14 protein-coding genes are annotated in these 14344 nt (G+C 57.6%); 4 read left to right on the forward strand and 10 right to left on the reverse strand.

The features are described from left to right. The first annotated feature begins 52 nt into the window (after positions 1–52). A complete protein-coding gene (locus ACR0DJ_RS06375) occupies positions 53–712 on the forward strand; it encodes a Crp/Fnr family transcriptional regulator (RefSeq protein WP_480686234.1) in 660 nt (219 codons plus the stop codon). 3 nt (positions 713–715) lie between these two features. Here the strand turns inward: ACR0DJ_RS06375 and ACR0DJ_RS06380 are convergent, their stop codons facing one another. The 8 genes from ACR0DJ_RS06380 to ACR0DJ_RS06415 form a co-directional block, all read right to left on the reverse strand. Further along, on the reverse strand, positions 716–1945 hold the full coding sequence (locus tag ACR0DJ_RS06380; protein WP_480684267.1) for a hypothetical protein: 1230 nt from the start codon (positions 1943–1945) through the stop codon (positions 716–718). After that, a complete protein-coding gene (locus tag ACR0DJ_RS06385; protein ID WP_480684269.1) occupies positions 1942–3438 on the reverse strand; it encodes a VWA domain-containing protein in 1497 nt (498 codons plus the stop codon). The genes ACR0DJ_RS06380 and ACR0DJ_RS06385 overlap by 4 nt, the downstream gene beginning before the upstream one ends. 2 nt (positions 3439–3440) lie before the next feature. Then, the gene (locus ACR0DJ_RS06390) at positions 3441–4424 is read right to left on the reverse strand and encodes a VWA domain-containing protein (RefSeq protein WP_480684272.1); all 984 of its coding nucleotides are present in this window, start codon (positions 4422–4424) and stop codon (positions 3441–3443) included. After that, complete coding sequence (locus tag ACR0DJ_RS06395) at positions 4424–4897, reverse strand: DUF4381 domain-containing protein (protein WP_170344187.1); 474 nt, start codon at positions 4895–4897, stop codon at positions 4424–4426. Before ACR0DJ_RS06395 ends, ACR0DJ_RS06390 begins: the two co-directional genes overlap by 1 nt. Beyond that, entirely contained in the window at positions 4894–5841 is a 948-nt protein-coding gene (locus tag ACR0DJ_RS06400; RefSeq protein WP_480684274.1) for a DUF58 domain-containing protein, read from the reverse strand. The genes ACR0DJ_RS06395 and ACR0DJ_RS06400 overlap by 4 nt, the downstream gene beginning before the upstream one ends. A 17-nt stretch (positions 5842–5858) precedes the next feature. After that, positions 5859–6836, reverse strand: coding sequence for an AAA family ATPase (locus ACR0DJ_RS06405; protein ID WP_480684276.1), 978 nt, complete (start codon positions 6834–6836; stop codon positions 5859–5861). Between the two features lie 122 nt (positions 6837–6958). Continuing rightward, positions 6959–8065, reverse strand: a complete 1107-nt coding sequence (locus ACR0DJ_RS06410) for an acetoin utilization protein AcuC (RefSeq protein WP_480684278.1) — start codon at positions 8063–8065, stop codon at positions 6959–6961. A gap of 3 nt (positions 8066–8068) precedes the next feature. After that, positions 8069–9154: an AI-2E family transporter gene (locus ACR0DJ_RS06415; protein ID WP_170344191.1), complete on the reverse strand. Its 1086-nt coding sequence runs from the start codon at positions 9152–9154 to the stop codon at positions 8069–8071. Between the two features lie 159 nt (positions 9155–9313). Between ACR0DJ_RS06415 and ACR0DJ_RS06420 the strand changes: the two genes are divergently transcribed. The 3 genes from ACR0DJ_RS06420 to ACR0DJ_RS06430 all read left to right on the forward strand — a co-directional run bounded on the left by ACR0DJ_RS06420 (position 9314) and on the right by ACR0DJ_RS06430 (position 12357). Beyond that, positions 9314–10180: a YihY/virulence factor BrkB family protein gene (locus ACR0DJ_RS06420; RefSeq protein WP_170344192.1), complete on the forward strand. Its 867-nt coding sequence runs from the start codon at positions 9314–9316 to the stop codon at positions 10178–10180. Then, a complete protein-coding gene (locus tag ACR0DJ_RS06425; RefSeq protein WP_480684281.1) occupies positions 10177–12078 on the forward strand; it encodes a cytochrome c3 family protein in 1902 nt (633 codons plus the stop codon). The genes ACR0DJ_RS06420 and ACR0DJ_RS06425 overlap by 4 nt, the downstream gene beginning before the upstream one ends. 138 nt (positions 12079–12216) lie before the next feature. After that, entirely contained in the window at positions 12217–12357 is a 141-nt protein-coding gene (locus ACR0DJ_RS06430) for a hypothetical protein (RefSeq protein WP_170344194.1), read from the forward strand. On the opposite strand, the gene ACR0DJ_RS06435 is transcribed toward ACR0DJ_RS06430, so the two are convergent. Together ACR0DJ_RS06435 and ACR0DJ_RS06440 are read right to left on the reverse strand one after the other, a co-directional pair. Beyond that, entirely contained in the window at positions 12354–13076 is a 723-nt protein-coding gene (locus tag ACR0DJ_RS06435; RefSeq protein WP_170344195.1) for an RlmE family RNA methyltransferase, read from the reverse strand. The genes ACR0DJ_RS06430 and ACR0DJ_RS06435 overlap by 4 nt on opposite strands. Further along, complete coding sequence (locus ACR0DJ_RS06440; RefSeq protein ID WP_170344196.1) at positions 13076–14188, reverse strand: Ppx/GppA phosphatase family protein; 1113 nt, start codon at positions 14186–14188, stop codon at positions 13076–13078. The genes ACR0DJ_RS06435 and ACR0DJ_RS06440 overlap by 1 nt, the downstream gene beginning before the upstream one ends. Positions 14189–14344: the final 156 nt, after the last annotated feature.

The raw sequence follows: 14344 nt of genomic DNA on the forward strand, positions 1-14344 counted from the left end.
ACTTATCATATGATTATTTTGAAAGATACAAATGTTTGATTCTGATGAGGATATGCGGATTCTGACCCAAACCGAATGGTTTGGCGCGCGCGATTCAAGGTTTCAGAATGATCTAATGACCGTCGCCGTTCACAGAACCTTCGATTCCGGAGAAACCCTTTACCACCACGGCGATCAGGCCAATGGTATTTTCGCGGTGCTTTCAGGCGCGCTTCAGATCACCGCACCTGCCGATGACGGACAGGAATTCGTCTTGCATCAGGATGGATCGGGTTTCTGGATCGGGGATCTTGCGCTTTTCTCCGGGGCGAAACGGCTGGTCAGCGTCGTGACAACGCAAAAGACCCGCACGTTGTTTTTTCCCGGTTCCCGCGTGGCAAGATTGGTTCGGAAAAACCCGGAATACATCCGTGATTTCTATGCGTTGACGCATGAAAACATGAAGACCGCACTGCGCATCATGGCCAACCTTGCGGTTACGGGGTCTGAAAAGCGTCTGGTGCTGCGCCTGTTGCATCTTGATGAAGGCACCTTGAAATCTGATGGGTGGATTGTCGTGTCTCAGGAAGAGCTTGCTGAAATGGTTGCGGTATCTCAGCCGACGTTGCACCGGCATCTGCACCACCTGGCGGATCTGGGCCTCGTGGAATTGGGCTATGGCCGGCTACGGTTGATCGATCGGAGCAAGCTGATCAGCAACTGTCAAAGTTGAAATCTAAGGATTGAGCGGGGGCAAGGACCCGTCCTTGCGTTCTGTTGCGCTTTTCAGTGCACCCAGGTTTTGCATGGCTGCTTGCCAATCTTCCGGGCTGTTGCCAGCCGTCGCTGAATACCGCGCAGCACCGATCTTCATCAGGCTGTTCTCAAGATCCAAAGAACGCTCGGGATGCGCGCTGCGTGATTTCCAAAGATCCAATGCCTGATAAGCCGCGGGCAGATCCCGTGATTGCAAAGCGGATCGCAAGGCATCGACGGCATATCTCTCCGAAGCCAGATACCTGCGGCGCCGTTCCGTTTTCCAGGTTGCATAGCGCGGGCGCAGAAACCTTCCCAATGTCCACAATTCGAATACAGCAATGACAAGGAAAAGAACTGATTTGATGATGGATTGCGCGTCTGGTGGCTGTCGCTTGGGGGGTGTCAGTGAAAGCGTGGTCGCGGGAAGTGATGCCGTTTCGATCTGACCGGTGTCCAGATTGAACCAGTCGATCGAAACGGCCGACAATTGTGTGTCGCCACCATCTTGGGCGATGTACACGGTTTCTTCGACCCGTTGCCCGGACAGGATGCCCCGGTCCTCTGTTTCTGAAAAGCGGGGTTCCTTGGGATAGGCGCGAAGCAGTTGGCTTTGATCCTGCGGCGTCAGCGCCGGGATTGTCAGGGCCGTGGTGCCAGAGATCTGCGCGCTTATCTCGCGCGTGATGGAATCGCCGGCCTGCATATCGGTCGGACCGTCCAGCTTCTGATCAAGAGAGAAACCGCTTGCGATGATCAGCGGGTCAAGACCCTGAGCGCCATCCGGGATTTCTGCATTGAGCTGTATGGGGGGAAGCGCCATCGAAACCTGGACCGGGTCATTGGACTGCGGATCGGCAAATGTCACGACAACCTCTTGCGCGTCATACGCGACCGGCCCTGGTGCCAGCGGATACAGGCGATAACTGCGCTGCACCCCCGACCACGTCTCTCCGTCCACCGTTTCGCTTACCGGACCAGAAGCCCTTTCAGGCAGGCGAACCAGGATGTTTTGTTGCTCCAATGATGGGAATACGGGCGGTTGCGGCATGAAGGTCGGAATCAGAACCTTGATGCGGACGATGGCGGGCTGGCCGACGATGACGGCCTGGTTCGGGATGTCTACTGAAACCTGCGGTTGGTAGGATGAACTGTCCTGTGCGGACAAGGAAACCGGCATCAGCAGAATGAAGACAACAAGGTATCTCATTCTGTTTGCTCCTGATTTTCCAACAGGAAACGGTTTTTCAGAAAATCCTGCATATCGGTGTCGATCATACTGATCCACTGGTCGGCGGACAGTGACTGCGGCCCGTCCTCAGCGGCTTGAACCGTGGTGTCACTGCCGCGTGCTGCGTCGTTGTCAAACACCGTATCATCTGCACCGATGCCAGCTTCTTCGCCGGTATCGGACTGTTCGCGCGTCGTTTCGACATAGTCCAGGATGGCTTTGGATACGTCGAGATTATGCTGGGCTTCGGACCAGTCGGGGCGACGTTCCAAGGCGGTTTCGAACGCCGATATGGCTGGGCGATACTCGCGGTTCCTTATGCGGGCCATTCCTTCGGCAAACGCAGCTTCCGGCGTGTCCAGCGTGGAAAACACGGACGACGCCTTTTCGTATTGACCATCCCTGAGATAGGCATATCCCTTGTGATATGGGTCTTCGAACATCTCGGCCGCGTCGCCAAACCGTTTTTGGTTCATCGCAATCTGGCCCTGTTGGTCAGGGGTGAAAAACCAGTCTCTCCATCCTTCTGCGCGCGCTCCGGATGTGGGCAACACAATCAAAGCCAGAATTGCCCATCGGACCACCCAGCCTTTCCGGAACCATAGCAGGGACAGCAGTGCAGCAGGCCAGGCCAGAATCCAGCCTTTGTCCTGCCAGTCCAGGCGGTCATCGTCATCCAGGGCGGCAGTATAGGCTGATTGGATACGGCGCGTCAGTTGAGTGACGTCCCGGTCGTCGTTCGAAAACGCCACCACTGATGCATTCTGGAGGTTGTCCAACTGAGCAATACGACCACCGTCAGGCAGCATGGTGAGAAAGAAAATATCAGTATTCGAAGCGCTTAACCCAGATACCTGAGATGGATCGAGGTCATCCAGCACGAACAACACAGCCCCCGGGCCGTCGCTGTCATCCAGAATGGACAGAGCCAACGCAAGCGCATCGGCTGCGGCATCGCCGTCCTTCGGCATCACCTCGGGCGTCAACCCCTCAAGCAACGGACGAAGTATGTTCGCATCTTCGGTCAAAGGGGCAACGCGATGCGGGGTTCCTGCATAGGCGATCAGGGCGGTTCGAGCACCGGCGCGTTCGTTGATCAGGTCGGAAATCTTGAACCGTGCCCGATCCAGCCGGGATGGCGCAAGGTCCGAGCTTTCCATGCTGTCGGTGACTTTGAGAGCGATCACCAACGGAGCCGTATCCGCGATCAGCGGGTTGGGCGCACGCGACCATGTCGGGCCCGAGGCCGCCAATGTGACAAGCGCCGCAATGATCATCGCAACGTCAATGGGCTGGACGCGCCGGTTTTCTTCCTTGCCCAGCAGCAAGGCCTCGGCAAGATGCGGGGCGATCCCTGACGGCCGTTTGGTTTCTGCCATCGGTCTGGGTCTGATCCGCCACCACAACGCAAAGATGGGGATGAGAAGCAGCAGGTAATAGCCTCGGATAAAATGGAAATCAGCCAGATCCATCGTCAGACGGCCCCCTGGTGTCGCTGTGAGAAATGAAACCCGGCCATGCTGACCAAAATGACGATCAGCGCGAATAGCAACGGAATATGGGCAAGGCTTTGTTTGGGGCGATAGCTTTGCGTTTCCACAATTCTGGGGTTCAGTGAATCAATGCGTTCATAGGTCTGTTCAAGGGCCGTTGCATCGTCGGCAAAGAAATACTCTCCGCCTGTGCGATCGGCTATGTCCTTCAATGCCTGAAGATCGACGCGGTCTTCGCCCGTGGCATTCGGGTCTCCGACACCAATCGTATAGACAACCACGTTCTTTTCCGCAGCAATGGCCGAAGCGTTGACCGGAGTCATGCGACTGGACGTATCGGCGCCATCGCTGAGGACAATCATCAGGCGCTGGTCAACCTCGCTGGATTCAAAGGTTCGAATGCCAAGTCCTATGGCATCGCCCAAAGCGGTGTTCGGACCCGCCATGCCAACTTGAGTTTGGTCCAGGAACCCATTCAAACTGTTCAGATCTTCCGTGAAAGGCGCTTGAATGAATGCGCGTGTTCCAAAGATGATCAGCGCCATCCTGTCACCATCTCTTTCAGAGATGAATTGCTTCAGAACCTCTTTGACCGCGTCCAGCCTTTGCATCGGGGCACCGGATCCGGTCTGAAAGTCGCGCTGATCCATCGAGCCGGAGATATCCAGTGCCAAAACCACATCGCGGGCTGACTTTTCCATCACGACGGGATCGCCCAGACGCTCCGGACGCGCCAGCGCCAGAACCAACAGAATCCAGATCAATGTGGCGCTTGCTGTTTGCAGCCGGGCTCGGGTTCGGATCATTGACCCGGATTGCGGCTCGACACCGGCCGCCTGGGCCACGCGGCGGAAAAACGGAATGCGAATGGACGCGGTTGATTCCCGCCGGGGCGGAGCAATGGCGTAGACCAGCAGCGGCAGCGGCAGGAGCAAAAACACCCAAGGCGCAGAGAAGGAAAACATCACGGTCCCCGATGCGGTTTATGGGACTTGACCCAATGCCGAGCAAGTTGTGTCAAGGCGCGGTTTGGCGGCAGGTCCTTGTACGGCGCTTCGATCAGTGATTGTCCTGTGTTCGATAAAAATGTGGAATCATCAGATGTTTGCGAAAGGAAGCTCAACCAATCTTCCCCGTGAATCCCTGCAACCTGCTTGCGCGGATATGCGACCAACGCGGTGCGGCGAAGGATTTCGGCAACCTTTGCCGACGTGATATCCGGGTTTGCCAGCTCGGCCAGCGCTTGGTGTCGATACGCGTTCGCCCGCCTTCGCCGGACGAAAAGAACACAGACCAGTCCAACAAACCCAAGCAGTATGACGGCCAGCGCCAACCATCCCCATGTCTGTGGAACCATCGAAATAGGCGTGGGTTCCGGTGCCGGCTCGAGCATATTCAGCAGATCAACCAGAGATTTCCCTGTCGTGTCGATGCTCATTTCTGCCCCCTGCGATGCCCGAACAGATACAGCAACTGATCCAGGGCGGGTTCCGTCGTTGTCAAAGGAACAACGGGAAAACCGTATCGCCGGGACCATGAATGCAGGTGGTTCAACCTGTCCTCCATGGACTTGCGAATTTTCCCGGACAATTCGGGGTCGGAGCTGTCGATTTCGATCTGGTCGCTGCCGTCCGAGACCGTGAGTTTCAGATTGGGTGTCAGTCCCTTTGCTGTTTTGTCAGCAATATTGAACACGATCAGATCGTTTGAGACCGCAATGCGGCGCAGCAAGGATTCCGATCTTTCGTTAAGCCCGTCACAATCGGAAAACAGGCAAACCAGCCCGTTGGTTTGGGACATACGCGCGGCTTCCGACAACATGTCATTCAAAGCCACGGTTGGTTGCGGGTTCAAGGCAGCATGCAAGGCCGAATTGGCAGCCCCGATGGATGACAGAAACCGCATGAGCGCAGCAGCGCGGCGCTGCGGCCTGTGTTCCGCAACGCTCGTGTCGTTGAAGACCAGACCACCGACACGATCGCCCTGGCCAAGAACGCGATGCGCGGTGATTGCGGCAGCTTCGGCGGCGATGACCGATTTCATGTAGACCTCCGTTCCGAAAAACATCGAAACGCGTTGATCGACCAGCAACAGGGCAGGGCGGTCTTTTTCCTCGGTATAGACCCTGACATGGGGCTCACCGGTTCGCGCCGTGACTTTCCAGTCAATGGTGCGGATGTCGTCGCCCGGTTGGTAGTTGCGCAATTCTTCGAAGTTCAGGCCGCGTCCGCGCAGGCGTGATGCGTGTGTTCCATTCAGGATCGACCGGGCAGGCTGACGTGGCAAAAAGCTCAGGGCACGGGAATGCAGTTCCAGACGCAACAGGTGATCCGCAGTGACGTGAATGCGGGGATCATCGGGATATGCTGAGGATTGATGCACCCGGCCAACCCGAACCGTCAGGGCAGCGCGACGAGACGCAGGATTTCCGCGATCACGTCATCTGCCGTTTTGGCGTTCCCCTGCGCCTCGAAGCTCAGCGTGATGCGGTGACGGAACACGTCATGTGCTATGGCTCGAATATCCGCAGGGTCCACATAATCACGCTGGTTCATCCACGCATGCGCCCGACCGCATTTGTCCAATGCCAATGAGGCACGCGGGCTGGCGCCGATTTCGATCCAGCTGGCCAGTTCTGCGCTGAGCGCCGCAGGCGTCCGGGTCGCCTGAACCAGATCGGCCATATAGCGGTCCATAGCATCCGAAACATGGATCTGCCCGATTTCCGAACGCGCTACAAAAACGGCGTCCTGCGGGATCGTCGGTGGTGGCTCGCTTGACGCGCCTTTCCCGGCGGCGATCTCTTCGCCCCGTACCAGCCGGATCACTTCAACCTCGTCTTCGACCGGCGGATAGGTGATCTGAACATGCATCAGGAACCGGTCCATCTGCGCTTCGGGCAGGGGATAGGTGCCTTCTTGTTCAATGGGGTTCTGGGTTGCCATCACGATGAACAATGGTTCCATCTTGTGGGTGGTTCCGGAAACCGTGACCTGCCGTTCTTCCATCGCTTCCAGCAAAGCGGCCTGCACCTTTGCCGGTGCCCTGTTGATCTCGTCAGCGAGGACGATGTTGGCAAAGATCGGCCCGGGTTCAAAGCGAAAGGTGCCGCCCTCATCAGTTTGTTGAAACACCTCGGTTCCCGTCACGTCTGAAGGCAGCAGATCAGGCGTGAACTGGATCCTGCTGAACTCTGCGTCCAGATTGCGTGCCATCACCTTGACTGCACGTGTTTTGGCCAATCCGGGCAGACCTTCGATCAGAAGGTTTCCGTTGGCCAGCATCCCGATCAGCAGTCGGTCGATGACCTCGGTTTGCCCTATGATGGACTGGCTCATGCGGGCCTTGAGATCAAGTATCTGATTAAGTGCATTCATAGGTGGTGGTCCAATCGGTGCCAAACTGAAAGAAATGAATTGATGACGGAACAGGGGTTGGGTCGGTCAGGAATATCCCGAAATGTCGGAATGTTAGCAGGCTTTGAAAGGCCGATCTACTGTCAATGTCTGGCGGTGAGGCGACGTAAATCGTTCTTCACTTCCTGTCGTATGGGGCCGGGGTTTGGCGCGTCTCGCAAACTGTTCAGCCAGTGGGGTTGAGGCGCCTGTCCTGCGGCCCTGCTCCAGGTCAGATCCCGCAGGATTTTCTGTGGAGCGTCGTCAAGTGTGTCAGGAACTTCAAAGTCATTCAGGGTGGCCCAGACGCCGCTCCACAATCGCCCTACGGACCAGGGGTTGTACCCTCCGCCGCCAAGAACCAGAAAACGTGCCGAAAGCTGTTTCAGCGCCGCGACCGTTCGCCAATGTGCGTTGTTGGACAGGGTCAAACGCGAAAGCGGGTCTTCGGCCACGGCGTCGGCCCCGCATTGCAGGACAATCGCTTGCGGTTTGAACGCTTCGGTGGCTGGCAGGATCAATTGATCCAGAATGGCGGTGAACTCGTCGTCATTCAGATGCCTTGGAACCGGCAGGTTGAAGGCCGCGCCACCGGCGTCTTCCTCAAGTTGGCCCGTGAACGGCCACCGCCGCGTTTCATGCACCGAGATCATCCGGACTCTGTCCGACCCGCGAAACGCAAGTTCAACCCCATCGCAATGATGGGCGTCGATGTCGACATAGACCACGCGATCCAAGCCAGTGTTCAAAAGGGTCTGTATCGCCAGAACCGGATCGTTCAGATAGCAAAACCCGTTCGCCCGGTCCGCAAGGCCGTGATGCGTACCGCCCGCAGGGTTGAAAACGATCCCTCCATCCCGGATCAGTTCGGCGGCCAGCATGGAACCACCGGCGGCGGTTGCCGGCCGGCGATACATCTCGGCGAAGATCGGGTTCGACAGAGTCCCCAAACCGTATTTATCCCGTGTTTCGTCCGTGACATGCTGGTCCGCTTCCGCCTTTTGCAGGGCGGCGATATAGTCCGGCGTATGAAACCTTTCCAATACACTTGGCTTTGCGCAGGGGCTGACGCGGTAGCTCTCGGAGGTCAACCATCCCAGTTCGCGACACAGATCGATGACAGTTGAAACCCGCGGGATGGCCAGCGGGTGTTTTGAACCGTAGGTCGAGTTGCGGTAGATATCGGATCCGATGAACAGGGGACGCTTCATGACCTAGCTTGCTGCGGCCTGACTGTTGTCCTCGCCCAATCTGCCATCCAGAGACATCAGTATGGCGACCGGCCGAAGGGCCGGGATGTGGCTGAAAACGATCAGGATGCATACGGTCAGAGGCACACTCAGAAACGCTCCGATCAGGCCCCAGACCGTTGTCCAGAAGGTCAGGGCCAGAATGACAAGAAAGGTCGACATGTTCAGGGATCGGCCAAGCATGGCCGGATCAAGGAAATTGCCGATCAGGAATTGGATCGTTCCACATCCCAGCACGATGACCAGGAAGGGGATGATCGTTTCGAATTGAACAAGCGCGATCATGGCCGGGAAAAACACCGCTATGATCGAACCGATCGAGGGGATGAAGTTCAGGGCAAAGGTCAATACGGCCCATGTTTCCGCGTATTCCAGACCAAGCGAGCGGAAAACCGTATAGCTGATGGTTGCCGTTATCAGGCTGATCAGGGTTTTGACGCCGACATAGCGTTGCAAGCTGACCGAAATCGCATCGAGCATGGCGGAAAACTCGGCTGCGGCGACAGGATCTCCGGCGGCCAGTTGGATCTTTTTCCGAAACGCCAGTCGTTCGGCCATCAGAAAGGCGACATAAAGGCTGATCAGGAAGAACTGGTTCAACAATGAGGTGGCGCTGCCCAGCAATACGCGTGCGACATAGGACATGTCGATACTGACCAGATTGTCACGAATGAAGGTGGTCACGTCGTTGCCGACCAGCCCCGTTATTCGCTCGACGGCACCATCAAACTGGTTTTCATAGGTGCTGATCGAGCGTGCAAACTGCGTCGCCTGACTGCCCAGCACGTACATGATCATGAACAAACCCGCCAGAACGACGGTCACACCGGCAATATTGGCCAGCCAGACCGGAGCGCGGGTCAGGGCGACGACGCGATCGCTCAGCGCGATGATCAGAACATTGACCAGCAGCGCCATGGCAAGCGGGATCAGGAAGTTTGCCCCGGCATAGAGGCCCAGCACGATCAGCGTCGCGATGATGCATGTATCCCGGACAACAGACAGTCGAAGCCTGGGACTAACCGTAATGTCTTTTTGATCCGGGGTCATTCGGTATCCTGTGTCTGGCGCATTTCCCGTCCTGCGCGACCCAATCCTGCACGCGAGGTCTTGTTTATGCAATGCGTTCAGGCGTTTGTTGGCCCTCATTCCCCAAATAGATATTCATGACGGGTTCTGTGTTCCATTTCGGCGGGTTAGGGTTGCCGCATGACCACTGCCGCGAATCCCCTGTTTGGCCGACCTGTTCAGGCGCTTTGGCTGTCGATCCGTCGGTTCAGCAGAAAGAACGGCTTTGTCATGAGCAGCCATGTGGCCATGTCGCTGATGATGGCGCTGTTTCCTTTTGTGCTGTTCACCGTGGCGCTGGCAGGGGCGTTGTCGCAAGGCTATGTCACGGATGAGTTGATTGACCTGATTTTCGGAGCGTGGCCCAAGGATGTCGCAGATCCCATCGTGGCCGAACTGCGGGCCGTTCTGGCCGGATCCGGTTCGGGTGTCATCACCTTGGGTGGTTTGCTGGCGATCTATTTTGCTTCCAACGGCGTTGCCGCCGTACGTGCAGCCATGAACCAGGCCTACCATGACGAAGACAGTTGGCCATTCTGGAAAACCCGGCTGCTCTGCCTGGTGCTGGTCATTCTGGGTGGGTCGGCCATTCTGATCATCGCCGCCGTCGAGGTGGTTTTGCCGGTCTATACGAAACTGGTGGCCGAACACACAGAAGTTGCCGTGGCCAACTGGTTTTCCGTGGATCGCCTGCGCTGGACGTTCACGGTGGCGGTTCCTGCGGGCACCGTTCTTCTGGCACATCTCGTGCTGCCGACCCGCAGGCACAGCCTGATGCAAATTCTGCCCGGCGTCCTGCTGACTTTGGCCTTGTGGGCGGCCGGTGGATGGGCGTTTTCAATTTATATCAGTCAGTTCGCCACCTACAGCGCCACCTATGCAGGATTGGCGGGGGCCATGGCGGCATTGATTTTCCTGTATCTCTATTCCGCGATCCTGATTCTGGGGGCCGAATACAATGGTGCATTGATTGATCTGCAAAATGCCTCAGAAGGAGATACGGCATGAGATTTGCCCTGATACTGGCCTGCCTTGCAATCGCTGGCGAAGTTCAGGCGCAGACCCCAGAATATGTGGGCTCAGATCAGTGTACCGACTGTCATCAGCAAGAAGCCGAAGCCTGGGCTGGGTCACATCATGCGCTGGCGTGGACAGATACCACTGACGGCGCTCTTGCGGCCGATTTTGACGGAACTCGGTTCGATCATGACGGTATGTCCGTCCAGTTCAAACGTGAGGCAGGCAGGTACTCGGCCCGCGTAGCGGAAAAAGACGGTGCGACGACGGAATATGACGTGCATTCCGTCGTTGGAATCGTACCCTTGCAGCAATACCTTTTCGAGACCGAACCGGGCCGTTTGCAAAGCTTCGACGTGGTTTGGGACACAGAGCAAAAGCGCTGGTATCACCTGTACCCTGATCAGGACCTGCCGCCTGATGACGGGTTGCATTGGACAGGCCCTTACAAGAACTGGAACGCGCGCTGCGCTGAATGTCATGCCACGGGTTTTGAGAAGAACTACAATCCTCAAACCAGATCCTACACGTCTCAGCAGGTCGAAATCGGGGTCGGGTGCGAGGCCTGCCACGGGCCGGGGTCCGCTCATATCGATTGGGTCCGGGAACAGGGGTCTTCAGATGGCCTGGGCAATGCCGGCTTTCTGTTGAGTTGGGGCAAGGGGCGGACCGAAGAAGAAATACAGCAATGCGCCGGATGTCATTCCCGGCGCGAAGCGCATGGCAACGGAAACCCGGTTCCGGGAACTCCGTACCATGATGCGTATAATCTGGCTGTGCTGCGCCCCGGGACCTATCATCCCGACGGGCAGATACTGGATGAGGTTTACGTCTACGGCTCGTTCCTGCAATCCAAGATGTACGCGCAGGGCGTCGGATGCATGAACTGCCACGAGCCGCACAGCGCAGAATTGAAAGCCGAAGGAAACGGGGTTTGCACACAGTGCCATTCGCCTGCCGGAAATCCGGAATTCGCCACCCTTGCCGCAAAGGACTATGACACGCCTGCGCATCACAATCACCTGGAAGGCGGGGAAGGGGCCCAATGCAAAAGCTGCCATATGATCCAGCGGACCTACATGGGTGTCGACGGTCGACGCGATCACAGCTTTCGCATACCCCGACCGGATCTTGGGCTGGGCGTTGATGCCTGCACGGACTGCCATCAAGACCAGGACCAGGCCTGGGCTGCAAGCCAGATTGAAGGCTGGTTTCCGGAATCGCCAAATCGACGCCCGCATTACGGGACAGTTTTCAAAGCTGCGGCCGAAGGGCAGCTCGACACGCCCGAGGGTTTGCTTGCCGTCGCAATGGATGCGTCGCAGCCCGGGATCGTAAGAGCAACCGCCGCATATCTTATGCAGCCGTTTGGCTCGCCAGAGATAGCCGCTGTCACAGCGTCGCTTTTGCAGGAAGATGACCCGCTGATACGAGCGAATGCAGCGGCGCTGCAACGTCAGGCCAGCCCGGCAGATCAGGTGCGCAGGCTCGAGCCGTTGCTGTCTGATCCTCTGCGAAACGTGCGCATCGCTGCCGCCAAAGAGTTCCTGAGCATACCGCCGCAGGGTTTGACGGCCGAGCAACGGACCAAGCTTGGGCAGGGCATGTCGGAATGGCAGCAGTCGATTTCGAATAGGCTGGATGCCCCGGAAACCCACCTTGTACTGGGGGGCATGGCATTGACGCTTCGCAACGCTCCTGCGGCTGAACAGGCCTTTCGCGAAGTTGTGACGCTGGACCCGCAGCGGGCCGAGGCGTGGCCGATGCTGGTACAACTGGCGCAGATCAATCGTGGCCCGGAAGCTGCGCGCATAGTGATGCAAGAGGCGCTGGACAGGCTGCCGGATGATCCGAACCTGCTGCAATTGTCGCAACAACTCAGCCCCTGAACCGGCATATACGTGCCCGATTTGCTCCATGTTCGCGGCTAAATTCCCCGCTAACAACATTTCAGGTGTGCTGTTCAGAGGTGAAGGATGTCCATTGAAGTGTCAAAGCAGAGACCAACGGGTGTACGATCTATTTCGTTGGCGCAACGTATTGAAGAGTTGCGCAGCCGCGAACCTGAATACCTGACCCATGGTGACACATTGATGTTGCAGGGCATGGCGGCCACGTCGTTGCGCGAACAACGCCTGAGCGGAAATCGCATTCGGTTGGATGATTAAGAATCGCCGCGAAACCCTGTTGCCACAACGAATTTTTCCGAACTGTCCGAGCGTGACGCAGGCGGTTTGACGTTGGCAACTTTCTGAAACTTCTGCTTCAGCAGTTTTTGCAGATCGCCTTCAGCACCACCGGCCAGAACTTTGGCGACGAAGGTTCCGCCTTCTTCCAGAACGTCAAACGCGAAATAAGCTGCGGCTTCGCACAGCGCCATGATTCGCAGGTGATCGGTCTGCTTGTGACCAGATGATGCCGCGGCCATATCCGACATCACGACGTCTGCCTTGCCGTCCAGCCAGTCTTTGACCTTCTGGTCGGCGTCATCTTCCATGAAGTCCAGCACATGGATCTCGGCGCCGGCGACCGGTTCGACCTCTTGCAGGTCAATGCCCAGCACCGATCCGATCCGTTTGCCTGATTTCTCGCCCAGCGCGTTCACCCGCTTGACGGCGACCTGACACCAGCCTCCGGGCGCGCAACCCAGATCCACCACGCGCGCGCCGGGCACCAGAAAGCGGAATTTGTCGTCCAGTTCCAGAATTTTATATGCCGCTCGCCCACGATATCCATCGGCCTGAGCGCGTTTTACATAAGGATCGTTCAACTGCCGCTCGAGCCAGCGGGTCGAACTGAGCTTGCGCCCGCGCGCTGTCTTGACCTTGACCTTCAGGTCGCGCTGTCCGCGGCCTGAATTGTTTTTTCCACTTGGTGTCTTCGCCATCAGAACGGTCCGTCTTCCAATACACCGTCCGCGCTCATCTGTGCATAAAGCAGACCTTCGCGCAGCCCCCGGTCCGCCACCGAAAGGCGGTCAGTGGGCCAGCAACGAAGCAAAGCCTGCAATATGGCCGAACCGGACATGATCAGGGCTTGCCGGTCTTCACCGATGCGAGGGTCCCGGCGCCGCCCATGAGGGCCGAGTTCTAAATACCCGCGTATGACTTTGTCAATCTGATCGCTGGTCATGCGCAGCCCGTCCACTTTGGTCCGGTCATACCGCTTGAGGCCCAGATGCGAGGCCGCCACAGTGGTGACCGTGCCGCTGGTGCCGACGATCTGAAACCCTTCGCGCGTCTGTTCGTCCTTGTAGGGCGCAAAATCGGCAAGGTTCTCCTCGAAAAACCAACTCATCAACGCGAAACGGGCGGCGTCATCCTCGACATCATTGAACTGGTCCCGCAGCGTGGCGACGCCCAGCGGTACGCTGATCCAGTCAACGACCTTGGCCGCGGGAAAAGGGCTGTCGACAGTGTGAAACCCGTGATGCAGCCGCATGATGGCCGCGGGTCGGTCGCGGCGTGGAACGGACGAGATGTCGATCCAGACCAATTCGGTCGAACCGCCTCCAATGTCGACGACCAACAACTGCTCGGTCTTGGTCGAAACCAGCGGGGCACAGGAAATCACCGCCAGACGGGCTTCTTCCTCGGGCTGAATGATCTCAAGCGTGAGCCCGGTTTCGCGCTTCACCTGCCGGATGAATTCGCGCGAGTTCTTGGCGCGGCGGCACGCCTCGGTTGCGATCAGACGCATCCGTTTGACCTTGTTGCGTTTCAGCTTTTGCTGACAGATTCGCAATGCCTGAACGGTGCGCGACATCGACGCCCGCGACAGTCGTCCGGTGCGTTCCAGACCCGCGCCCAACTGCACGGATTTGGAGAAGCTGTCGACCACATGAAACCCACTTCCCTTGGGCTGGGCTATCAACATGCGGCAACTATTTGTCCCCAGATCCAGTGCCGCATAAAGAGCATCCGGATCGGGTCTTGCCGGCGCGGGGCTTTCGACCGCTTTCGGGAACGCGCCCGCACCTTTGGGACGCTTGGGCGCCATCGTTACGCCCTCCGATTTTCGAGTTACCCCGACCCTAGGCGGGGGATCGCCGACGTGCAAGTGATTTCAAGTTTGAAATTAACGCGCGTGTCACATGCCGTTCATACTGGGGTGCGATGGGCATCCACGGAACCCTCAGCGGGATTCTTTACGAGC

The sequence above is a fragment of the Ruegeria sp. BF10 genome (assembly GCF_056538725.1).

Bases quoted from the DNA above. Each gene is read 5' to 3' on its own strand.
- ACR0DJ_RS06395 (WP_170344187.1), bottom strand. From the start codon at position 4,897: ATGAGCATCGACACGACAGGGAAATCTCTGGTTGATCTGCTGAATATG.
- ACR0DJ_RS06385 (WP_480684269.1), bottom strand. From the start codon at position 3,438: ATGGATCTGGCTGATTTCCATTTTATCCGAGGCTATTACCTGCTGCTT.
- ACR0DJ_RS06405 (WP_480684276.1), bottom strand. From the start codon at position 6,836: ATGAATGCACTTAATCAGATACTTGATCTCAAGGCCCGCATGAGCCAG.
- ACR0DJ_RS06380 (WP_480684267.1), bottom strand. From the start codon at position 1,945: ATGAGATACCTTGTTGTCTTCATTCTGCTGATGCCGGTTTCCTTGTCC.
- ACR0DJ_RS06425 (WP_480684281.1), top strand. From the start codon at position 10,177: ATGAGATTTGCCCTGATACTGGCCTGCCTTGCAATCGCTGGCGAAGTT.
- ACR0DJ_RS06420 (WP_170344192.1), top strand. From the start codon at position 9,314: ATGACCACTGCCGCGAATCCCCTGTTTGGCCGACCTGTTCAGGCGCTT.
- ACR0DJ_RS06435 (WP_170344195.1), bottom strand. From the start codon at position 13,076: ATGGCGAAGACACCAAGTGGAAAAAACAATTCAGGCCGCGGACAGCGC.
- ACR0DJ_RS06440 (WP_170344196.1), bottom strand. From the start codon at position 14,188: ATGGCGCCCAAGCGTCCCAAAGGTGCGGGCGCGTTCCCGAAAGCGGTC.
- ACR0DJ_RS06375 (WP_480686234.1), top strand. From the start codon at position 53: ATGCGGATTCTGACCCAAACCGAATGGTTTGGCGCGCGCGATTCAAGG.
- ACR0DJ_RS06415 (WP_170344191.1), bottom strand. From the start codon at position 9,154: ATGACCCCGGATCAAAAAGACATTACGGTTAGTCCCAGGCTTCGACTG.
- ACR0DJ_RS06390 (WP_480684272.1), bottom strand. From the start codon at position 4,424: ATGTTTTCCTTCTCTGCGCCTTGGGTGTTTTTGCTCCTGCCGCTGCCG.
- ACR0DJ_RS06410 (WP_480684278.1), bottom strand. From the start codon at position 8,065: ATGAAGCGTCCCCTGTTCATCGGATCCGATATCTACCGCAACTCGACC.